Genomic DNA, 21755 nt, shown 5'->3' on the forward strand with positions numbered 1-21755 from the left:
CGACAGCCCTGTCGCCTCCAGGCACACTTCGCGGCACCGGGATCCCCCAGCCAAATCCGAGCCGACGCCGACCGATGGACACCTTCAAAACCCCCGTGGCCCGATTGGCCCGACTGTTCCGGGCATCGCGCGATGCGTGGCGGGCCAAAGCCCTGGACAAGCAACAGCGCCTGCGCGCGGCTCGGGTCAAGATCCGGGATCTGGAAGCGAGCCGTGCCTATTGGAAAAACCGGGCGCTGGCGGCGCAAGGCGGTGGCCCGCCTGCGGCGTCGGAGGCGACACCGGTCGGCGCGGCGCAGGAGCCTGACGCTGCGGCTCGGCAGCTGCTGCGCTTGCCCCCGCCCGGTCACCGGCATTCGCTCCTGGTCATTCAACTGACGCTGCAGATGTTTCTGAGTGCCGGACTCGGCAGCCGCGGGGTGCCCCGCGTACTGAGTCTGCTCGCGCCCTGGATGCCGGTGAGCCTGCCGGCGCATACGACGGTCCTCAACTGGGTTTACCGTTGCGGATTGGCGATCCTCCTGCAGCCTCCGCAGCGGCGCGAGGACTGGATTTACATCGCCGATCATACGCTTGAACTGGGCACATCGAAGTGTCTCGTGATTCTGGGCATCCCCGCCGCCCGGCTGCTCGAGACCGGCTACAGCCCGTCGCACCGGGCCATGCAGGTGCTCGCCGTGAAGGTGACGACGCACAGCACCGGGGAGTGGGTCGCCACGGTGCTGCGCGAGGTCGCCGAGCGCACCGGTGTGCCGGTGCAGATCGTCGCCGATCACGGCAGCGACCTGCACAAGGGGATCACGCTGTTTCGCCGGGAACAGACGACAGACTGTGTGGAAACCTATGATATTTCGCACCGCATCGCCACCCTGCTCAAGGCCGAATTGCAGCCCGACGCGCGCTGGCAGACCTTTCTGGCGCACTGCAAGCGGACCCTGGCGTCCTTTCAGCAAACCGACCTGGCCTTTCTGTTGCCGCCGCGTCAGCGCACCAAGGCGCGCTTCATGCACGTCGACACCCATGTCGAGTGGGCGCAAAACCTGCTCGCCTACCAGGAGCGGGGAGATTTCAGTGCCGTTCGGCCCACCTGCGTTCTGACGGGCGCCGCCCGGGACCACCTGCGCGACCGCTTGGGCGTCGCCCGCGTGCGTCCCCTGCACGCCCTGCTGGGCCATCGGCATCCCGACAAGGCAGCCTTCTGCGAGGCCATTCAGGCGGCGTCCGACCTGCAGCTCACGGATCTGGACGACGCCTTTTGGGATCTCGCCGACACCGGCCGCGCCCGCTTCCTGGAGGGCTTCGCTTGGGCGAGTGCCTATCGCGAAGATCTGGCGATCTATGCGCAGATGATGGAACAGTCCAAGGCCATCCAGAGCGTTCTCAAGTCCGAGGGACTGCACGCCGGCGTCTGCGCATCGCTTCAATCCACACTCGCTCCGCGCACCGCGCTCGCTCCGCGAGCCGCCCGCTTTACCGACCGGGTCTTGGAACAGGTCGAGGTACAAGCCGCCAAGATCCCGCCCGGCGCAACCTGGCTGGCGTCCTCCGACATCATCGAATCGGTGTTCGGGAAATACAAAACCTTCACCGCACGCGGCCCCCTCAAGGAGATCGGCCGGCTGGTGTTGGCGATTCCCGCCTTCCTCACCGATCTGACGGGCCCGCTCATTCACGAGGCGATGACCTCGGTGCGTACCCTGGATGTCGAGCACTGGGTCAAAGCGCATCTCGGCGACTCCATGCTGGCCCGGCGACGACAGGCGTTCAAGGCGCCGAAGCTCGACATGAAAACGGCATGAAGGTTTTGATGGGAAAGGCCGGGGGATTGAACATCCTAGGCTGGTGCTATGGGTCAGAAGTTCGCACCCTCAAAATGCCATACGTCAAATAATCGCACATCATGTCTTGGGGAGGCACTCCATAGGGAACCTGACAATCCCCGGCAACTAACCTAATACGTGTCGACTGGCATCAGAGTCATACCAAGCGGAACAAAAGCCCAGATAATCAGGCGGATCTAACTGTATCCCGAGAAAACACCATACAAAATTGGTGCACCTAATTTTTTGCTCGGTTAGACGTCACCGGAGCATCAGACAGCCTATGGGTTAGGATGTTCCACGCATGTTCCACGCCCCTGATGACTGCCGTGATCTGCTCAATGCAGGCTCTGCAAGGAATAGTAGGGCAGACCCCGACCGAGAGCTTCTGGAGGTCCAAGACGCTATCCCCAGGGGCATCGGGTGGGTTGGTATAGGGCAGGCCACTAGTGGCGCAGGGGCCGCACGGAACCTCTGAGGATCCACCTCTCTACCTGGGCACCCCTCGCTATCACGGGAAGGGGCTCGCTGCGCGGCTGACTTCCCCGACCGTAGCCCCTCATGCCTGCTCCAAGGCGCTGTACAGCGTCTGCCGGCTCACCCGGTAGTCTCGGGATAGCTCGGTCTTGGAGATGCCCTGGGCAACCTTGGAGCGGATCTCCTGTACCTGCTCGGGCGTCAGGGACCGGGCTCTGCCGATCTGCTTGCCCGCTCGCTTGGCTGCGTCCATACCTTCCTTGCGGCGTTCGTTGATTATCGCGACCTCGAACTGAGCGACTGCCCCGAGCATCTGTAGGAGCAAGGTAGACATCGGGTCCGCCTGGGAGCCCGAGAAGGTCAGAGCCTCTTTATGGAACCGGACGGTAACGCCTTTGGTGACGAGCTGGGTGACGAGCTGCTGGAGATCCTGAAGGTTCCGGGCAAGGCGATCGATCGAGTGGACATGCAGAACATCCCCCTCCCGAGCGAACTCCATGCACTCGGCGAGCTTCACCCGGTCGGCAGTACCTTTCGCAGACACCCTCTCCTCGAACCTCTTGTCCAGTTCGACACCTTCAAGCTGCCTAAGGGTGTTCTGACCCACGCTACTGACTCGAATGTACCCGATGTCCATGATGATCTCCGAGGGGGTGGGCTAGTTGCCTGAGGTGGATGTCGAGGTAATCCTAGAGCTATCTGGACACCTTGTCAATCAATCCAGATCGAACCTTTATGGACGCCTCTCGACCCAGCAACCACGCGGGGCCAGCTCGACAGGTCGGAGTGTCCAACATGTAGGCTATGTGGACAGTGGAGCAGGATGTGGACGCGAGAGCTGTTCCCCCCGGTCCACACCAGCCGCCCGGTGAACTCCGGGGAGAGCTGGGCGACCACGACGATGGAGTCCCGCTTGCCCTCGGGAGCCGTGAAGACGTAGACCTTGATGACCACCGTTCGGCCAGATCCGTCCTTGTAGGACTCGTCCTCCGTTGGAGGTTGAGTGATAACCCCTTGAATTACATCATAACCCAGATTTGGGTTATCAACCAAATCATGGACTTGCGAAACCAGGGCTCGGATGTCCAGGCTGGGCCTCTTCCGCCCGAAGGGAGAACGCTGATGGTGGTGGTGCCGGGGTGGTGCTGATGGGGTGCTAGGGTGCTAGGGGTATGCGGGGTGCTGATGGGGTGCTGTGGATATGTTGGGTGGGGGATGTATCGGCATGGCCTATCGTTGCAAGCTCAGGCATACATCGTGCTTAGTCGCATCATCTCCATTTTATACAGAGACATGTGATGTAAAGCATGATACGTGCCGACGCGATCAATCATCGTCGTCGCCTATCAATAAGCTCGGGCACAATGATTGCTTTACGCGATTCCCCGTGCCCGAAACCGACCCCCATGGGGTCTGCTGGAAAGTCGACTTCAAAAATCCGTTAAACCCTCGGCGCGTTGTTGTTGTTGTTAGACCCATCGGTGCCGCGTGCCCCCATAAATACCTCCGCCCAACCAGGGGGGTGGGGTCAAAGACCGAGCGTAGCGAGAAGAGGGGTGCCATCGGCACAATCGGGTTCTGAAAATTACTCCGCAGAAATTTTTGGGAGTCGGCAGGTATCGGGCATAAGTGGGCTTGGATACGCTCTCCGTGACCGGTGTCCTTCCGGCCACAGGACGGAGGGAACATGCTTGCGGGGGTTGTGGCGGGACGGTCGCAGATGCTTCCAGATGCTGGGGGATGCTTTGGAATGGGGGTTCAGAGCGAAGCTCCCCGCCTATGCCTCCTATAGGATCTTCCAATCTCCTCTAGGCTCTCTGGGTTGGGGCTTCCCCCAACTACACCTTACCTAGCCTTGCTTCAGCACCCCAAGGCCACCTGCTTGCCATCCTGCCCGGAGGTGTTCAAGGTCAAGCCCTATCCTTGGGCCATCAATATAGGCCAGGTTCCCCGAGTTCCCCGAGTTCCCGGTGGTCTCCAAAGTTCCCCCAGGGTTCCCCAAGTTTTTAGGGGAGCCCGACAGGCAACAAAAAAGGGGCTAGGCTTTTGGCCTAACCCCTTGTCTTGTATTGGTACCGAGGGCCGGAGTCGAACCGGCATGGGGTCGCCCCCGTCAGATTTTGAGTCTGATGCGTCTACCAATTTCGCCACCCCGGCAACGCAGCTGCGCAGTATACCCGCTGTCCGTGATGATGGGTACCCTGTCGGCGAAGCGCGTGGATGCGCTGCGGTCGGGCCTGGCGCTCGCGCAGGCGTCGAGCGGTGCGAGCTCCTCGGCCCGGATCAACGTTCGTCGAAACCGGCAAGCCGATAGAGCCGATTGGCCTCGTCGAGATCCTTCTCCACGCCGTGGCCTTGCTCGTACATCATGGCGAGCGTGGTGAGGGAGCCGATGAGACCCTGCTCGGCGGCCTGCTTGAACCAATGCACGGCCTTTTCCGGATTCTTGTCGGTGCATTCGCCTTCCATGTACATGAAGGCGAGCCCGTGCTGGGCGAGGGCGAGGCCGGCCTCGGCCGCGCGCTTCATGGAGGTGTAGGCGAGTAGCGGGTTGGGCAGCATGCCGAGGCCGTTCTGGGCCATGATGGCAATGCGATACTGGGCGTCCGGGATGCCCTGCTCGGCGAGCGGGGAGAGCAGGCCCGCCGCGCGCGAGAATTGTTTGTATTCGAAGGCGGTGATGCCGCTCGACAGGGCCATGTCAAGGTCGCTGATCTCTTCGGTCATGGAGGACTCCTCGTCGTGATGGTGTCGGTGGATGCGGGCACGACTGCGCGCTGGTGTGTCTCGCTCAGGTGGAGTGCATCGGCAGGCCGACGAAGTCGAGCCAGCGCTGCAGCAGCGCGTCGTCTGACGCCGCAACGGCGAGTCTTGGGGACAGGCTGAGGTCGGTAGCCTCCTTGGCGCCTCGATCGGTATAGAGCCGCGAGGCGGCGCCGGCCTCGGATGCGATCAGGTGCCCCGCGGCATAGTCCCAGAGTTTCTGCCCGCCGTGCAGATAGAGCTGGTAGCGGCCGGCGGCCAACCAGCACCAGTCCAGCGCGACCGAGCCGAGGTTTCTTTGGGAACGGAAGCCGCCGGGGCGAAACAGCGCCGGGATGCGCTCGGGCGGGAGGCGTTTCATGTCGATCATCGCCAGGCAATCGCCGAGATTCGGGCCGGGCGCGAAGGGGCGGATGGGCTCGCCGTTGAGCACCGCACCGCCTCCGCGCACGGCAGAGAAACATTCGTCGCGGACCGGGTCGTAGATGACGCCCAGTGTCGCCTGTGCGTGCTCGACGAAGGCCAATGAGATCGAAAAGCCGGGGAATCCGCTGGCGTAGTTGCCGGTGCCGTCGAGCGGATCCAGGATCCAAACTCCGGTGTCGGCTTCGGCGAGGAGGCGGCGTTGATCTTCCGGGGTCATCTCCTCGCCCAACAGCGGCGTGCTCGGGAACTCCCGCGCGATGGTCTCGACGATCCGAGCCTGGGTGGCGAAATCCGCCTCGGTCACGAGGCTGCCGTCGGCTTTGCGCTCGGCGAGGATGCTGTGAAAGCGGGGCATGATTTCGGTGGCTGCGGCTTCTCGCAGGATGTCGCCGATCAGATTCGGGTCGGGTGTCATCTTGGATCTCTGGTTGGCTCGGTGTTCATGCGCATGTCCGAGGGCAGTTGCCCGAGACTCTCCTTGACGGCAGAGGTGAGGCGGTCGCGGGGAAGATACAACCGCGCGCAGTCTCATGCACCGGCTAGTGCAGCACGGCAGATGTGTCGAGACCGTTCGTTGTCGTTGTCGTAATCGACCATCGATAGGATTACGAACACGACTACGACAACGACAACGAAGATCATCTCGGACGGTCTCGGAATCTCTGCACCTTTACACTAGGACGCCGTGCTTGGCGGAGGTCACGAGCGCACGCCGGCGCGACGGGTCGGCCTGACGATCGAGGTCGAGCAGACGTCTGCGGAGGTCGAATCGGCCGAATTGCGTTAATCTTGCAAGCTTGTAAATGATCCGGAATCCTTGACCAGGAGTGCGTCGATGCCACTACAACCCGTCATCCTCTCCGGCGGCTCGGGAACGCGACTTTGGCCGCTCTCGCGCGAGGCCTACCCGAAGCAGTTTCTGGCGCTCACCAGCGAGCACACCATGCTGCAGGAGACGGTGCGCCGACTCGACGGGCTCGACGAGGAGCATCCGCGCCAAGCCGTCGGCCAGATCGACCCCATCGTGGTCTGCAACGAGGCCCACCGCTTCCTGGTCGCCGAGCAATTTCGCGTGATGGGGCGGCGTCCGGCCGAGATCATCCTCGAGCCCAAGGGCCGCAACACCGCACCGGCGCTGACCCTGGCGGCCCTTTCGGCGATCCGAGGCGGGAGCGATCCGATCCTGCTGGTGATGCCGGCCGACCACACCATCCGCAACGAGGTCGGTTTCCGAGCGGCCGTGGCCGATGCCTGCGTGATCGCGCGCGAGGGTGCGGTGGTGACCTTCGGGATCGTTCCGAGCAAGCCCGAGACGGGTTACGGCTATATCCGGCAGGGTCCGGCCTATGGGGTCGAGGGTCTGGCCGGGAGCGCCTATCTGCTCAACGGCTTTGTCGAAAAGCCGGATGTCGCGACGGCCGAGGATTATCTGGAGTCCGGCCAGTATCTGTGGAACAGCGGCATCTTCGTCCTGCGTGCATCGCTCTGGCTCGGGTTGATCGAGCGGTTCCGTCCGGATATCGCGCAAGCCGTGGCGAGTGCCTTCGAGGCGGCCACGCACGACGGGGACTTTCTCCGTCTGGATGCCGAGCACTTCGGCGCCTGTCCGAGCGACTCCATCGACTATGCGGTGATGGAGCCCTTGGCCCGGGATACCGGGGGTGCCAATCCGCCCGCGGTCGTGGTGCCCTTGGATGTCGGCTGGTCCGACGTCGGCGCCTGGTCGGCGCTCTGGGAGGTTCGCGATCAGGATGCGGCCGGCAATGTGCTCGACGGCGATGCCTTCGTCCATGATGCCCGCAACAACCTTCTGATCGCCCACCACCGGATGCTGGCCGCCGTCGGGGTCGAAGACCTGATCGTGGTCGAGACCCCGGACGCGGTCCTGGTCGTGTCCAAAGCGCATGCGCAGGATGTGAAGGCGGTGACCCAGTTCCTGCAGCACGAGCAGCGCAACGAGTATCGCCACCACCAGCGGGTCCATCGTCCCTGGGGCTCCTACGAGGCGATCGGGCAGGGGCCGCGCTATCAGGTGAAGCGACTGATCGTGAAGCCGGGCGAATCGCTGTCGCTGCAGATGCACCATCATCGCGCCGAGCATTGGATTGTCGTCTCCGGGACCGCGCGCGTGACCTGCGACGAGAAGGCGTTCCTGCTCACCGAGAATCAATCGACCTACATCCCGGTCGGCTCCTCGCACCGTCTGGAGAATCCGGGCACCATCATGCTCGAGCTGATCGAGGTCCAGTCCGGCGGCTATCTCGGCGAGGACGACATCGTGCGCTTCGAGGATCGCTACAACCGCGGGGCGAAGGAGACGCACTGATCGTTTGCGCGAGGACCGGACGGCTCTCGATCGACGAGCCGTCCGGGCGTCGTGCCCAGTGACTTAACGAGAGGTGTTTCAAAACAGCGATACCCGCGACGCGCCGGTTTTTCGGCTTTCCGGTCGCTGACCCACCGTTCAATAATTCGTTTCCAGCCACTCACCACTCACCACTTCATCTTGAAAACCGGGGCGAGGACGCCCCGGCTCCTGTAGAATCATGGGTTTTTCCGAGCGGACCTTCACAGCCATGGGATTCAAATGCGGGATCGTCGGCCTGCCCAACGTCGGCAAGTCCACCCTCTTCAATGCCCTGACCAAGGCGACGATCGCGGCGGAGAATTACCCCTTCTGCACGATCGATCCCAACGTCGGCGTGGTGCCTCTGCCGGATCCGCGCCTCGACATCATCGCCGCGATCGTCAAGCCCCAGAAGATCCTGCCGACCACGATGCAGTTCGTGGACATCGCGGGTCTGGTTGCCGGCGCATCCAAGGGTGAAGGTCTCGGAAACAAGTTCCTTGCCAACATCCGCGAGACCGATGCCATCGCACACGTGGTGCGCTGCTTCGAGAACGACGACGTGGTGCATGTCGCCGGCCGCGTGGATCCGCTCGACGACATCGAGGTCATCGATACCGAGTTGGCCCTCGCGGACCTGGACTCGGTCACCAAGGCGCTCGATCGCGCCGAGCGCATGGTCAAGACAGGCGACAAGAAGATCCTGGCACGCAAGGCGCTGCTCGAGCAGATCCGCGATCAGCTCGACGCGGGCAAGCCGGTCCGTGCGATGGGCTTGGATGCCGAGGCGCTGCGCGAGGTCCGCGATCTCTTCCTGCTCACGGCGAAGCCGACCCTCTACATCGCCAACGTCGCCGAAGACGGCTTCGTCGACAATCCGATCCTGGACAAGGTCGTCGCGCTTGCCGCGGAGGAGGGTGCCGAGGTGGTGCCCGTCTGCGCGGCCATCGAGGCGGAGATCTTCGACCTCGAGGACCAGGAGCGCGACGAGTTCCTCGCCGAGCTGGGACTGACCGAGCCGGGTCTGAACCGTGTCGTGCGCGCCGGCTACCGGCTGTTGGGCCTCGAGACCTATTTCACTGCAGGCCCGAAGGAGGTCCGCGCCTGGACCATCCCGGCCGGCGTGCGCGCGCCGCAGGCCGCCGCCGTCATCCACACCGATTTCGAGCGGGGCTTCATCCGCGCCGAGGTCATCGCCTACGACGACTTCGTCGCCTGCAAGGGCGAGCAGGGCGCGAAAGAGGCCGGCAAGCTGAGGTCCGAAGGCAAGGATTACATCGTCAAGGACGGCGACGTGGTCCACTTCAGATTCAACGTTTAAACCGCGCCCATCGCGCTATGCGCTGTTCTTGGATGGGATCGGCCCCGGCAGACGTGTCGGCTGTTGGAGCCGGCGCGGTTTAGGAACCGTTCAAAAACAAGTAAAACAACCCGCCGAGAGAATACCGATCGCCGACGGTAGGTCAGCCTCGATGTGGCGAGCCACCTTCATGGCTCGATCAGATAGATCTCGATCCGCCGGTTGCGCTCCCGCGCAGCGATTGTTCGATTGTCGGTGACGGGGCGGATTCCGCCGAATCCCGCGGCCTGAATGCGGTCGGGATCGATGCCCTTGTCCGATAAAGCCTCTCGCACCGATTGCGCTCGCTCTTGTGTCAGCTGTTGGTTGCGCTGCGTGTTTCCCTTGCTGTCGGAGTGTCCCTCGATCCGCGCGAGCATGTGCGCGTAGCGCATGAGGACCTTGGCGATCTCCTCGAGGACGCTCGGTGGCTCGGTGGCGAAGTCGGCCCCGTCAACCTGGAAGGAAAGCTCGGGTTCACCGAGCGTGATCAGATAACCCTGCTCGGTCGCGCGGGCACCGAGGTGCGCGAGTGCCTCGTCCAACCCGGCGCGATCGACCGCCGGAGCCGCTTCGATGGGTTCGCGAGGCGTCGTCGCTGCCACAGGCTCCTCTGTGCTGCGATCCACCTGCCGGATCAGGATATCGTCGATCCGCTTGCGATGTTCCTGTAGGGTCGCGACGTCGTCTTCGAGCTGCCGGATCTTGTTCTGCATTTCGATCAGCACGGCGTCCATCGCCGCTCGATCCGCCTGTCGGTCGATCGCGTCGGGAGGCGTCTCGATCGCGCTCGTGACGGGGCTGTCGGCGGTTTCGTCGGTCTCCACGGAAACCACGTCGATCGCGCTCGTGACGGGGCTGTCGGCGGTTTCGGCGGTCTCCACGGAAACCACGTCGATCGCGCTCGTGACGGGGCTGTCGGCTGTCTCGTCGGACTCTTCGGAAACCACGGGGATTGCCGGGGTGTCCGTATCTCGGCCGACGTTCAGCAGGAGACCGGCAAAAACTGCGACACCGAGAACGATCGATGCGCGCACCCATGCCGATCGCCTTGATGGGGTTCTATCGGACATGCTGGCTCCTCGGGAGGTGAGTCGGTGCGCAACGCGGCATCGAGTGCGGCTTGGGGCGCGTCGGCCCTTGACCCGCGAAGGATAACAAAAGACTTGGCCGACGCGCATATCTTCGCCGAGGTGACGGGTTTGCGCTGGATCGGTAAGACCGCAAAGCCGCACGCCTGCAGCAACGCGGGGTTGTGCGCCAGTTCGCGCAGCAGCGCTTCCACCGAGGGGTGCTGAAAGACCACCCCGGCGATCAGCGCGTTCCACATCGCCGCCACCGGATGGTCGTCGCGGCCCGACCCGCGCATGACCTCCAGGTCTTGCGGCAACCGCGCATCCGGGAGATGATCCCGCGCCAACTAGAAGCGATCCAAGTCGCTGCGCGCGTCCACATCCCGCCAGTCAAACAAGCTCGGTTCAATGGTCGCCATGGGGTCCTCCTGCAAAGGATCGTCTCGACAACGATATGATCCCTTGGCGACCGCCTCTTTGCACGCCCCGCGAGGCCGGGTGACTTTTCGACCACCGCCCGACCCCGCGCATGCAAGTTACTGATCGATCGTCGATGCCGGGCCCGGCACCGGGGTAAACGCAATCTCCGCAACCGAATGCAGCTTTTACCTTACAGTGATTTACTGACAGCACTAAAGGCTCGGTCGGAAGCCGCCGGACAGCTCCGGACGGGCGTCGATGCGGGGTCTCGACGTGGCTCGGGGCCCGATCTCGGAGCGCCCGGTCTATACTGGGCGACAACTACCGGGCGATCACGTCGGGAAGCGTCGGGCAAGCCGATGTCGAGCGCGCCGCACGGATGCGTCGCCCCTTCTCGGTGGCGTCTTCTTTGGCGACGGCGACTCCGACACCGTCGCGATCCGCATGCATCTCGGGTTGGGTTCGATTCAAGCGTGACATGACAAAGCCATCAGAGGATTCCAATCCAAGCAGGACGGCGTCGGTTGCGAACCGGCGGACCCAGCGCCGCATTGCCGTGCGCATCCCGATTCAGGTCATCCTGCCGAAACTCACCGAGCCGATCACCGCGATGAACCAGGACATTTCCTGGGGCGGCGCGCAGTTCGTCGCCGACGTGCCGCTCACCTCCTTGACCGGTACGCTCCGTCTGATGTTTCCCTGGCGCGGACACGAAAAGGTTGCGATCGACGCGGAGGTCGTGCGGGCGCAGCGGCTGGGGTCCGGCCATCACCAGGTCGCGGTGCGGTTCGCGAGCCTCTCGCCGCGAAGCCAAGCCCGGTTGGAAAAGCTTCTGAAGATGCTCGATGCGGCGGACGACTCGACTGTCCGGGACGCAGGCGCGCTGGTGCGCGAGCTCGAGGTTGTGGTCGAGGATGCCGCAGCGATGCGCGAGATGTTGGAGCAGATCGCGGCCGGGCGTCTGAGCATCACCGTCTTCGAGGCTTACGAGGCTGGCCAGAGCATCCGTCTCTCCATTCGCGGGGCGGACGGTTTACCCGGCCTGATGTTGCGGGCACGGGTGCGCGCGGTCGAGCGGGTCAAAGTGGATGGATTTGCCCAATCGGAGCTGTTCGGTCTCGAGCTCGGATTCGAGCATCCGACAGCGGCGATCAAGGCATTCGTCGATCTCTTGATCGAGCAGCTTCCGCCGGTGTGGAAAGACCCCGAGTCCGGTTTCGCGGGTGCCCCGGATTGGCTGCGCGCGATGCATGTCGCCCGGCCGACGGAAGACCTCGCGCTCGATGATCACGGCGACGCTTCGGTCTTGGAGTCGCGCTCTCCCGATGCCTTGAGAAGTCTACGCTTCGTGTGGGGAGACCCGGAGGCGTTCGACCTCGTGTTCCAGGATCTGACCCTGGGTAGTCGGGTCGAGCCGGGAGGCTGGCCGAAGGATGCCTGGGAGGAGCTGGGATTTCTCCAAGATGTTCATGACTGCGCCTACGGTCTCCCTGCAGCCAGAATGAGCCGGTTACGCCCGACGCGTTGCCGTTGAATCGCCGTCGTCGGCCCGGCGGCCCGGCGGCCCGGTCGCGGCGGTATCGGCGGATCGAATCCGAGCCTCGCTTGACCGGCTGCGCCGATCGCGGTAACTTCGACCGCTTTTGAACCCTTTTGGGACTGATCGGAGGTCACCGAGGTGGCACTGTCTGAAGCGCAACTCGATGGGACCGAACCGGGGCGGCCGGAGCGGAGTGGTGTCGAGCTGAGCGGCGCCGAGATCGTCATTCAGGCGCTCGCCGACGAGGGCGTCGAGTTCGTTTTCGGCTATCCCGGCGGCGCCGTGCTGCACATCTACGACGCCCTGTTTCGGCAGGAGTCCGTCAAACATATCCTGGTGCGTCACGAGCAGGGTGCCTCGCACGCCGCGGACGGCTATGCGCGTGCGACCGGCAAGTGCGGCGTCTGTCTGGTGACATCCGGCCCCGGTGCGACCAACGCGGTCACCGGGATCGCGACGGCCTACATGGACTCCATCCCGATGGTGATCCTGACCGGTCAGGTGCCCACCCCGGTGATCGGCAGCGACGCCTTCCAAGAGGTCGACACGGTCGGCATCACCCGGCCCTGCGTGAAGCACAACTTCCTGGTCAAGGACGTGCGCGACCTCGCGGTGACCATCCGCAAGGCCTTCTTTATCGCGACGAGCGGTCGGCCCGGACCCGTGGTGGTCGACATCCCGAAGGACGTGACGGATCCGAACATCAAGATCCCCTACGACTATCCGCGCGATGTGAAGATGCGTTCGTACAACCCGGTGCTCAAAGGGCATCCGGGGCAGATTCGCAAGGCCGTGGATCTGATCCTCCAAGCCAAGCGGCCGGTCTTCTACACCGGCGGCGGCGTGGTGCTCGGCGAGGCATCGGCGCAGTTGACGGATCTCGTTCGTTCGACCGGTTTTCCCGTCACCAGCACGCTGATGGGGCTCGGGGCCTATCCGATGACGGACCCTCAGTTCATCGGTATGCTCGGGATGCACGGCACCTACGAGGCCAACATGGCGATGCACGAGACCGACGTCTTGATCGCCATCGGCGCGCGCTTCGACGATCGGGTCACCGGCAAGATCGAGCACTTCTGCCCGCATGCGAAGATCATCCATGTCGACGTGGATCCCTCCTCGATCTCCAAGAACGTCAAGGTCCATGTTCCGATCGTGGGGCAGGTGGCGAACGTGCTCTCCGATATGATCAAGCTCTACCGCGAGCTGGCCCCGAGTTCCGAGGAGCAGCCTGTCGCCGATTGGTGGGCCAAAGTCGCTGAGTGGCGCGCGGTGGACTGCATGCGCTACGACCGCAACAGCACGGCCATCAAGCCGCAGTTCGCGGTCGAAACGCTCTACAAGGTGACCGGCGGCGATCTCTATCTGACCTCGGACGTGGGTCAGCACCAGATGTTCGCCGCCCAGTTCTATCCGTTCGACAAGCCGCGTCGCTGGATCAACTCGGGCGGTCTGGGGACCATGGGCTTCGGCCTCCCGGCGGCGATGGGCGTGCAATTGGCGTTTCCGGATGCGCAGGTCGCCTGTATCTCAGGCGAGGCCAGTATCCTGATGTGCATCCAGGAGCTGGCCACCTGCCTTCAATACGGGCTGCCCGTGAAGGTGATCCTGCTCAACAACGGCTACATGGGCATGGTGCGTCAGTGGCAGGAGTTCTTCTACGAGAGCCGCTACTCGAACTCCTATGTCGATGCCCTGCCGGACTTCGTGAAGCTCGCCGAGAGCTTCGGGCATGTCGGCATGCGTGTCGACCAGCCGGCCGATCTGGAGGCCGCGATGACCGAGGCGTTCGCGATGAGGAATCGTCTCGTGTTCATGGACGTCATCGTGGATCCGACCGAAAACGTCTACCCGATGATCGCCGCCGGAAAGGGCCACCACGAGATGCACCTGGCGCCGAGTCTGTCGGATCGCGAGCTGGCTTAGACCGCGTCCCGAGCGAAAGAGATCTTAAGACATGAGACATATCATTGCCGTGCTGCTGGAGAACGAGGCGGGCGCACTTTCGCGCGTCGCCGGGCTCTTCTCGGCCCGTGGCTACAACATCGAATCCCTGACCGTCGCACCGACGGATGACCCGACCCTCTCGAGGATGACCCTGGTCACCACCGGCAACGACGACGTGGTCGAGCAGATCAAGAAGCAGCTGAACAAGCTGATCGACACGGTGAAACTGCTCGACCTCTCCGAGGGTCCGCACATCGAGCGCGAGATGATGATGATCAAGGTGCGCGCCGAGCGGCAGGACCGCGAGGAGCTCAAGCGCCTGACCGAGATCTTCCGCGCCAAGATCATCGATGTGACCGATACCAGCTATGTGATCGAGTTGACCGGGGCGTCCAAAAAACTGGACGCCTTCATCGACGCGGTTCCGGAAGGACTGATCGTCGAGGTCGTCCGTTCGGGTCCCACAGGGATCTCGCGCGGCGACAAGGGCCTCACCATTTAAACCGCGTCTTCGTGCTGCAAGAGTCGTTTTCCTGTTTGCTCGGGATGACGCCTGTCCGTTGCCTCTGCGTCGGACGCGGTTTAAGTCATCAATAAAGGTCTTGGATTGAGCGGCTTGCGCGGTTGCGGTTCACAGTCCCGGGTTGGGCCTGAGTGAGTGCTTGAAGGCTTCTCGCCTCCCGATCCGCCTCATACATCTCCAGCTAAAGGATTCACCTCAATGACCATCAACGTGTATTACGACAAAGACGCCGACCTCTCCCTCATCCAGGCCAAGCAGGTCGCGATCATCGGTTACGGTTCGCAGGGTCATGCCCATGCCAACAATCTGAAGGAATCCGGTGTGTCGGTCGTGGTCGGCTTGCGGCCCGGTTCAGCCTCGGCCGCCAAGGCGGCCAACGCAGGGCTCGAGGTCCGCTCGATCGAAGAGGCCGTGAAGGGTGCGGATGTGGTCATGATGCTGGCCCCGGACGAGCACCAGGCCGCGCTCTATCGCGAGCAGATCGCGGCCAACATCAAGCAGGGTGCGGCGCTCGCCTTCGCCCACGGCTTCAACGTGCACTTCGGCCAGATCACGCCGCGCGAAGATCTCGACGTCATCATGATCGCGCCCAAGGGGCCGGGCCATCTGGTGCGCTCGACTTACACCCAGGGCGGCGGCGTGCCCAGCCTAATCGCGGTCCATCAGGACGCGACCGGTCAGGCCCGCGACATCGCGTTGGCTTATGCTTCGGCCAACGGCGGCGGGCGCGCCGGCATCATCGAGACCAACTTCCGCGAGGAGTGCGAGACGGACCTCTTCGGTGAGCAGGTGGTGCTCTGCGGCGGGTTGACCTCGCTGATCAAGGCGGGTTTCGAGACCCTGGTCGAGGCCGGTTATGCGCCCGAGATGGCCTACTTCGAGTGTCTCCATGAGGTCAAGCTGATCGTCGACCTCATTTACGAGGGCGGCATCGCCAATATGCGTTACTCGATCTCCAACACGGCCGAATACGGTGACCTGACCCGCGGTCCGCGCATCATTACCGACGAGACCAAGGCCGAGATGAAGCGCATCCTGGGCGAGATCCAAAACGGTCAGTTCGCCAAGGAATTCATCCTCGAGAACCAGGCCGGCGCGGCGTCCATGAAGGCGATGCGTCGACTCGGCGAAGAGCATCAGATCGAAGAGGTCGGCGAGCGTCTGCGCGACATGATGCCCTGGATTCGCGAGAAGAAGCTGGTCGATAAGTCCCGCAACTGATCGACTGTATCGTGGTTAGTGGATGTCCGGGAAAGGCACTACCGGCGTGTAGGTGCGAATTCATTTAGCGCCGAGCAAAGCTCGGCGTCTCTTGCCGGGTGAAAGTCCCGGTCGGGTAAGGGCTAGCCACCCACCCGTATCGAGTGTTGGTCCTGTTGCGGAGCGGCGCAAGTCGCGAACAAGAGACAGGGCAAGCGTACACAGAGAATCCTGTAGGCCGCAGGGGAGATCGCGCTCCCTGAAGTGCTGGTACAGCTTCGAGATCGCAAACCCGCGGATGGCGACGGGGTACTGAACCCGGAAGCCGAGATGAAGCACGCGTGAGGGCGAGTGTGTGGATGTCCGCCGGAGTCGACAGGCCGTGGCATGCAGGAAGAGAGGCGCCGGAGAACTCGGGAAGCCCCGCAGGCTCCTGTGACGAGGTGAAGCGATGAAACCGACTGAGCTGGGACACGAACGGGTGAAGAGCCCTGCAACGGCGTGCGCTCGGGTGGAGGCGTGGAACACGGAGCGCACAGGCAGGCGGGAGAACGCCGCAAGCCGACGGGGTGTCTTATCGGGCATAGTCGTCTGCGATGGGGAAAGCCCATGACACGGCGAAGGACCCGACGGGAGTACGCAGCCCGCACAGGAAACACGTGCCGGACGAGCAGGACCGGGTCACCACGTGCCAACCTCACTGCGGGGAATAGCCAATCGAGCGAGAGAAAGCAAGCACCATCGCTTTCGCAATCTCTACAGAGAAGTGAATGTCGAGCTGTTGATGTACTGCTGGCACGACTTGAACAAGGACGCAGCCAGTGGTGTCGACGGGCTGACGGCAGAGACCTACGCACGCAACCTGGAAGCAAACATCACCGATCTGGCCGAGCGCGTGAAGGCGAAACGCTACCGGGCCAAGCTGGTCCGGCGCGTGTTGATCCCCAAAGAGAACGGACAACAGCGACCGCTGGGCATTCCGGCACTGGAAGACAAGCTCGTGCAGCTGGCCTGCGCGACGTTGTCGAGCGCGATCCACGAACAGGACTTCCTGGACTGCAGCTACGGCTATCGGCCGGGCCGCAGCGCCAAGCAGGCGGTGATCGAGCTCGATCTCCAGACGGTGCGTCGTCGCCTGGAGCAGCGATTCACGCTGATCCCGGACATCCTTCCCGGCGGCGGCCCGGCGCGCTACTTCCGCCTCGGCGCAACCGAAACCCGGATCGGCTTCATCACCCCGATCTCGCAGCACTTCTGCGAAACCTGCAACCGGGTACGCCTCACGGTCGACGGCACCCTGTATCTCTGTCTCGGTCAGGAGAGCAGCTACGCGCTGCGACCGCTGTTGCGCGACGGGATCGGGGATGATGAACTGATCGAGCATCTGAAACAGGCCATCGCCCTGAAACCCGAGCGCCATGAGTTCAACGAACGCCCGGAGAAGGTGATTCGATTCATGTCGATGACAGGCGGATGAAGCGCGGAGGAGTCTCGGCGAAAAGTATGCCTTGACCGATCGGTTCGCGCTGTCACCGCTTTGTAACCCCCCGCGCATTCCCTTATCCTTCACGCGTTTTTCCGGCGCGATGTGGGTCGCGCCTTGTGTTCAAACTCGAAAACAATCAGGGGCGCGACGATGACGAAGAAGGGTGCAAGACTGTTGGTGGGAGCGGTTGGGCTCGGGATGGCGTCGCTGACACAGGCGTATGACCTGCCCGCCGTGAATCTCGGGTTTACCAGTTTTCTGGACGGTGCGCCGCCGGCGGGGCCGGGCTGGTACGCCCAGCAGTACGTGCAGTTCTATCGCAAGGGGCGCCTCAAGGACGCAAACGGCGGCGACCTGCTGCTGCCGACCGCGCGCGGACCCGAGAAGGCCGAGGTCGAGGCGAACATCGGTCTGACCCAGCTCCTCTATCAATCGGATCAGCCTCTGCTGCTCGGCGGCAAGTGGGGCCTGAATCTGATGTTGCCCTACGCCGGCTTCGATCTGGATCCCAAGGACAACTTCGCGCTCTCGGCGAACGGCGGCAATCTGGGCGATCTCCTGATCGGGCCCTATCTTCAGTGGGATCCCATCATGGGCCCCAACGGACCCAAGTTCGTGCAGCGGGTCGAGTTCCAGTTGATCTTTCCGACCGGATCCTACGACGCCAACGATGCGCTGAACGTCGGCAGCAATTATTTCTCCTTCAACCCCTATTGGGCCGCGACGGCCTTCCTGGCGCCGAAATGGACGGCCTCATGGCGTCTGCACTATCTCTGGAACGCGGAGAACAACGACCCCTACAAACCGCTCGGCGCCAACGATACCCAAGCCGGTCAGGCCATCCATGCCAACTTCGCGAGTGCCTACGAGGTGCTCCCGAATCGTCTGCGCATCGGCATCAACGGCTATTTTCTCAAGCAGTTCACCGAGAGCAAGATCGACGGCAGAGGCGTGCGCGACAGCGAGGAGCAGGTCATCGGCATCGGGCCCGGACTCGTCTACCACTTCTCCAAGCACGATCATCTCTTCGTGAACGCCTATTGGGAGACGGAGGCGGAGAATCGCCCCGAGGGCTCCAGGTTCAACCTGAGGTTCGTGCATCATTTTCATTGAGGCTCGTCGAACGAACAATTCGACGGTGGTCATCCGCTGGCCTCGCTGATCGGGTTAGCCCGTTTCAGCGACGAAGCGGGCGACATCGGCGGCCAGGTCTCGGAGCAGCGCGTCCGGAACCGTCTCCGCGCCTTGCGACAGGGCGAGCGCGCGCATGAGCAGACCCGCTTCGTCTTGGGTCAGGATGCCTTTCGGCAGGGCCTCGCTGTAGAGCCAGATCCCGGCGTGTCGGGGTGTCGGCGGGGTCTCTTGCTCGGCGCGCACGGCAGCGCAGGCGAGTAAGGCGCCGAGCAGCAGGTCCATGGCCGGGGCGGGGCAGGCCTGTTGGATCAGGACCTCGGCGCCGCGGAGCTTCTCCCGCGCCCGGGACAAGAGCCGTGGCTCTTGGGGGCTGCGCTGCTCTTCCGTTGGCTCGACGAGCGGACGGGCCCGCGCGATCGGAGAGGCGTCCCCGAGCCGCCGCAGTCCGCTCAGTGTCCGCGGGTCGATCAGGGCGACCGGGATTCGATCGGAGATTGCGGCGGCGAGCCGGTCGGCCTCGGCATCCACGCGATCCAGGACCACCAGCAGTCCGCCGCCGGAGCCGAGGATCCGCTCGATCCGGGTGCCGAATGCGTTCTGGACGGCCTCGATGGCATGGCGGATCGACTCCTCCATCTCCGCATCTCGCGTCGCATCGGCGAGCGGGATGGGCTCTGCTCGCTCCACCGGTGTGCCGTCGGTCTGCGCGTCGTCGCTCGGCGTCGGCTCCCCGGCGCTCGAGTCGATGTCCGAGCTCGCCGTCAGGTCGGCGTCTGGCTGTTCGGATGCCGGCTCTTCCGAAGTTGCTTCCTCGACCTGCTCGCCCGGCGCCTCGTTGGCCGTCTTGGGTACACCGGGCAATCCGGCGAGATCCTCCGCAAGCACCTCCACCAGCTTGCGCGAGACCCCGACGACATCTTCCGTGGCGTCTTGATCGACCACGTTGTCGAAGAGGTTGCGCTTGCCCTGGACCAGCTCGAGGACGCGGCACTCGTAGGACTCGGCGGCGACCAGCAGGATGATCTGGACCTTGCGGGTCTGCCCGAGACGGTGCACCCGGGCGATCCGTTGATCCAGCACCGCCGGGTTCCAGGGGATGTCCAGATTGACCAGGACCGATGCCGTCTGCAGATTGAGTCCGACCCCGCCTGCATCGGTCGAGATGAAGACCTGACAGGCGTCGTCCTCGTTGAAGCGATCGATCAGATCGCCGCGTTTGGCCGTCGGCACACCGCCGTGCAGGCGGATGCAGCCGAGTCCCAGCGCGCGCACGCGCTCCTCCACCATTCGGGTCATCTGCTCCCATTGGGAGAAGACCACGGCCTTGAGTCCGGATTGCAGACAGAGCTCGTCGAGCAGGTTCACCAGCTCGTCGAGCTTGGGCGATCCCACGGTCTCCTTGTCGACCAGACCGGCGGCGTCGCAGGCCATGCGTGCTTGCTGCAGATGGGCCATGAGCCGGTTCGACTCGCCCGGTGTCAGGGGACGACGTTTGGCGATCTGCGCCAGGATGCCCGCGGCCCGGATACCGGCGTCGTGCAGCTCTTGCTGGCAGGCGTCGAGCGGGATGTCCAGACGGCTCTCGATGCGATCCGGGAGCTGGTCGCGCACCAGTTGGCGGTCGCGGCGCAGCATGACGGGCGCGAGCCGACGCCGCAGCTCGGAGAGGTTGCGGTAGCCGAGCACCTTGCCGCGCTCGTCCGTGACGTGGAAGTCCACCAGATAGCGCCAGAGCGGGCCGAGCACCTTCTGGTCGACCACCTGCATCAGGCTGTAGAGGTCTTCGAGCCGGTTCTCCAGCGGCGTGCCGCTCAGCACGAAGGCGTAGCGCGAGGGGATGCGCTTGACCGCCGCGGCGATCTTGGTGCGCCAGTTCTTGATGCGTTGCGCCTCGTCGAGGATCACCAGGTCCGGCCGAAGGGTCTCCGCGATGACACTGCCGTCGCGCAGGATCAGCTCGTAGTTGACGATCAGGAAGCCGCTGCTGCCTCGGTACTGGGCCGCCCGCGTGGCGACCGGTCCCTGGATCACCCGCGCCTCCCGACCGGTGAATTTGCGGATCTCGCGTGCCCACTGCTGTTTGAGCGATGCCGGACAGATCACCAGGATCCGCTCGACCTCGGCATGGCGATGCAGCCAGGCGGCCGCCGCGATGGCTTGGAGCGTCTTGCCGAGACCCATGTCGTCGGCCAGCAGCGCGCGCCCGTTGGCGGCCAGAAAGGCCACGCCCTCGACCTGGTAGGGATAGAGCCGCGCGGTCACGCCCGGCAGGCGCCCGCCCGAGGCGCGAATCGCCTCGCCGATGTCGCGTGCACGCTGCCGCTGGGCGGCCTGCTCGGCGAGGCGGCGAGCGAAGCCGAGTGCGTCTTCACCCAGATCGATGTCCGCCCGCCCGGCCAAGGCATCGGCCAGGCGCAGAAAGTCTTCGGGCAGACGCCGACGGTAGGCGCCCGCGTCGTCGAAATGCGTATCCAGCAGCGCGATCAGCTCGGGATCGGACGGGTTGTCCGGACGTTGCATCGCCCGATGGAGACGGATCTGGGGCGCGGGGTCGCCCTCCCAGTCGAGATACACGAAGGGCGAGGGCGGTCCGAGCGCCTGCAGACGCTTGGCGTCGCGGCCTTTGGCGATGCGGTGCAGCACCGCCTCGATGTGTTTGCAGGTCCCCAGTTGGTTGGTCGCGAAATCCGGGCAGGTGCAATAGTTGGCGCGCTGCTCCAGCGAGCGAATATGCACCCGGTAGCTGACCGGGACATGGGTGGAGGAGACGAGCGAGTGCGCGCTCCAGGCACCGAAGGCCGGATCGCCCGAGAGATTCTCGACCCGGACCTCGGTGCGTCCGCGCTTGATGCGCTCGTCGATCGCGCCTTCCACCGCGCCGAGCAGCTCGCCCTCGGCTGCACCGCGTGCCGAGCGGGCAAAGAGTGCGGCCAGCGCATGGACGCAGGGTTGGTTCGAGGGCGTGCCGCAGTCGCACAGACAGACCAGATTGCCGTCGCCGTCGTAACTCAGCTCGAGCGCGACGATCTCTTCACGTTCCTCGTCTTCGACGTCGGCACGCAGGTAGACACCGTCCAGCTGCAACTCCGCGACGCGGTTGTCTCTGTAATGGCGCAAGCCGTCACGCACCCGATCGGCGGTGGCCAGGGCGTGGAGCTGATCGTGATCGAGGGTGAAGGGATCGAGGTCGTTGGTCTGGTCTGGGCCGGCGTGCATGGAGACGGAGATTCCCGGTTCTTGGTCGGTCGCTCATGTTAAAC

The 21755-nt window shown here is 63.8% G+C and carries 15 protein-coding genes, 1 tRNA gene and 1 pseudogene; 9 read left to right on the forward strand and 8 right to left on the reverse strand.

The features are described from left to right. The first annotated feature begins 74 nt into the window (after positions 1-74). Positions 75-1799 carry a hypothetical protein gene (locus KFB96_RS00665; RefSeq protein ID WP_213501655.1) on the forward strand — a complete coding sequence of 575 codons (1725 nt, stop codon included), beginning with the start codon at positions 75-77 and terminating at the stop codon, positions 1797-1799. Between the two features lie 580 nt (positions 1800-2379). Here KFB96_RS00665 and KFB96_RS00670 read toward each other — a convergent pair. The 4 genes from KFB96_RS00670 to KFB96_RS00685 form a co-directional block, all read right to left on the reverse strand. Next, a complete protein-coding gene (locus tag KFB96_RS00670; protein ID WP_213458493.1) occupies positions 2380-2934 on the reverse strand; it encodes a recombinase family protein in 555 nt (184 codons plus the stop codon). A gap of 1433 nt (positions 2935-4367) precedes the next feature. Further along, positions 4368-4454: transfer RNA gene (locus KFB96_RS00675), tRNA-Leu, on the reverse strand. 126 nt (positions 4455-4580) lie between these two features. Next, on the reverse strand, positions 4581-5024 hold the full coding sequence (locus tag KFB96_RS00680; protein WP_213458494.1) for a tetratricopeptide repeat protein: 444 nt from the start codon (positions 5022-5024) through the stop codon (positions 4581-4583). A gap of 64 nt (positions 5025-5088) precedes the next feature. Then, positions 5089-5901 (reverse strand): inositol monophosphatase family protein, encoded by an 813-nt coding sequence (locus tag KFB96_RS00685; protein ID WP_213458495.1) that lies wholly within the window; start codon positions 5899-5901, stop codon positions 5089-5091. A 420-nt stretch (positions 5902-6321) separates the two neighbouring features. Between KFB96_RS00685 and KFB96_RS00690 the strand changes: the two genes are divergently transcribed. Beyond that, entirely contained in the window at positions 6322-7812 is a 1491-nt protein-coding gene (locus tag KFB96_RS00690) for a mannose-1-phosphate guanylyltransferase/mannose-6-phosphate isomerase (protein WP_213458496.1), read from the forward strand. A gap of 250 nt (positions 7813-8062) precedes the next feature. Continuing rightward, the gene (ychF, locus tag KFB96_RS00695; RefSeq protein ID WP_213458497.1) at positions 8063-9154 is read left to right on the forward strand and encodes a redox-regulated ATPase YchF; all 1092 of its coding nucleotides are present in this window, start codon (positions 8063-8065) and stop codon (positions 9152-9154) included. A gap of 167 nt (positions 9155-9321) precedes the next feature. Here the strand turns inward: ychF and KFB96_RS00700 are convergent, their stop codons facing one another. The 3 genes from KFB96_RS00700 to KFB96_RS00710 all read right to left on the reverse strand — a co-directional run bounded on the left by KFB96_RS00700 (position 9322) and on the right by KFB96_RS00710 (position 11145). Next, positions 9322-10245 (reverse strand): OmpA family protein, encoded by a 924-nt coding sequence (locus KFB96_RS00700; RefSeq protein WP_213458498.1) that lies wholly within the window; start codon positions 10243-10245, stop codon positions 9322-9324. Then, positions 10158-10541, reverse strand: a complete 384-nt coding sequence (locus KFB96_RS26220; protein WP_300971208.1) for a transposase — start codon at positions 10539-10541, stop codon at positions 10158-10160. Before KFB96_RS26220 ends, KFB96_RS00700 begins: the two co-directional genes overlap by 88 nt. Before the next feature lie 445 nt (positions 10542-10986). Further along, a complete protein-coding gene (locus KFB96_RS00710; RefSeq protein ID WP_213458499.1) occupies positions 10987-11145 on the reverse strand; it encodes a hypothetical protein in 159 nt (52 codons plus the stop codon). Between KFB96_RS00710 and KFB96_RS00715 the strand changes: the two genes are divergently transcribed. From KFB96_RS00715 to KFB96_RS00740, 6 genes and pseudogenes are all read left to right on the forward strand, one after another. Next, positions 11144-12199, forward strand: coding sequence for a PilZ domain-containing protein (locus tag KFB96_RS00715; RefSeq protein WP_213458500.1), 1056 nt, complete (start codon positions 11144-11146; stop codon positions 12197-12199). The genes KFB96_RS00710 and KFB96_RS00715 overlap by 2 nt on opposite strands. Positions 12200-12349: 150 nt before the next feature. Then, entirely contained in the window at positions 12350-14131 is a 1782-nt protein-coding gene (locus tag KFB96_RS00720) for an acetolactate synthase 3 large subunit (protein WP_300971767.1), read from the forward strand. Positions 14132-14162: 31 nt separating this feature from the next. Continuing rightward, on the forward strand, positions 14163-14654 hold the full coding sequence (ilvN, locus tag KFB96_RS00725) for an acetolactate synthase small subunit (RefSeq protein ID WP_120798476.1): 492 nt from the start codon (positions 14163-14165) through the stop codon (positions 14652-14654). Positions 14655-14879: 225 nt separating this feature from the next. Beyond that, positions 14880-15896, forward strand: coding sequence for a ketol-acid reductoisomerase (gene ilvC / locus KFB96_RS00730; RefSeq protein WP_213459777.1), 1017 nt, complete (start codon positions 14880-14882; stop codon positions 15894-15896). A gap of 1057 nt (positions 15897-16953) precedes the next feature. Further along, positions 16954-17352, forward strand: a pseudogene (locus tag KFB96_RS00735) (GTP 3',8-cyclase MoaA); the annotation flags it as partial. Between the two features lie 207 nt (positions 17353-17559). Continuing rightward, a complete protein-coding gene (locus KFB96_RS00740) occupies positions 17560-18474 on the forward strand; it encodes a transporter (RefSeq protein WP_300971209.1) in 915 nt (304 codons plus the stop codon). Between the two features lie 54 nt (positions 18475-18528). On the opposite strand, the gene KFB96_RS00745 is transcribed toward KFB96_RS00740, so the two are convergent. Continuing rightward, positions 18529-21711, reverse strand: coding sequence for a DEAD/DEAH box helicase (locus KFB96_RS00745; protein ID WP_213458503.1), 3183 nt, complete (start codon positions 21709-21711; stop codon positions 18529-18531). Positions 21712-21755: the final 44 nt, after the last annotated feature.

This window comes from Thiocapsa sp., from assembly GCF_018399035.1.
Lineage (GTDB): Bacteria > Pseudomonadota > Gammaproteobacteria > Chromatiales > Chromatiaceae > Thiocapsa.

Coding starts and splice junctions, on each gene's coding strand:
- KFB96_RS00680 (WP_213458494.1), bottom strand. CDS start 5,024: ATGACCGAAGAGATCAGCGACCTTGACATGGCCCTGTCGAGCGGCATC.
- KFB96_RS00670 (WP_213458493.1), bottom strand. CDS start 2,934: ATGGACATCGGGTACATTCGAGTCAGTAGCGTGGGTCAGAACACCCTT.
- KFB96_RS00665 (WP_213501655.1), top strand. CDS start 75: ATGGACACCTTCAAAACCCCCGTGGCCCGATTGGCCCGACTGTTCCGG.
- ychF (WP_213458497.1), top strand. CDS start 8,063: ATGGGATTCAAATGCGGGATCGTCGGCCTGCCCAACGTCGGCAAGTCC.
- KFB96_RS00745 (WP_213458503.1), bottom strand. CDS start 21,711: ATGCACGCCGGCCCAGACCAGACCAACGACCTCGATCCCTTCACCCTC.
- KFB96_RS26220 (WP_300971208.1), bottom strand. CDS start 10,541: ATGCGCGGGTCGGGCCGCGACGACCATCCGGTGGCGGCGATGTGGAAC.
- KFB96_RS00690 (WP_213458496.1), top strand. CDS start 6,322: ATGCCACTACAACCCGTCATCCTCTCCGGCGGCTCGGGAACGCGACTT.
- KFB96_RS00700 (WP_213458498.1), bottom strand. CDS start 10,245: ATGTCCGATAGAACCCCATCAAGGCGATCGGCATGGGTGCGCGCATCG.
- ilvN (WP_120798476.1), top strand. CDS start 14,163: ATGAGACATATCATTGCCGTGCTGCTGGAGAACGAGGCGGGCGCACTT.
- KFB96_RS00710 (WP_213458499.1), bottom strand. CDS start 11,145: ATGTCACGCTTGAATCGAACCCAACCCGAGATGCATGCGGATCGCGAC.
- KFB96_RS00715 (WP_213458500.1), top strand. CDS start 11,144: ATGACAAAGCCATCAGAGGATTCCAATCCAAGCAGGACGGCGTCGGTT.
- KFB96_RS00685 (WP_213458495.1), bottom strand. CDS start 5,901: ATGACACCCGACCCGAATCTGATCGGCGACATCCTGCGAGAAGCCGCA.
- KFB96_RS00740 (WP_300971209.1), top strand. CDS start 17,560: ATGGCGTCGCTGACACAGGCGTATGACCTGCCCGCCGTGAATCTCGGG.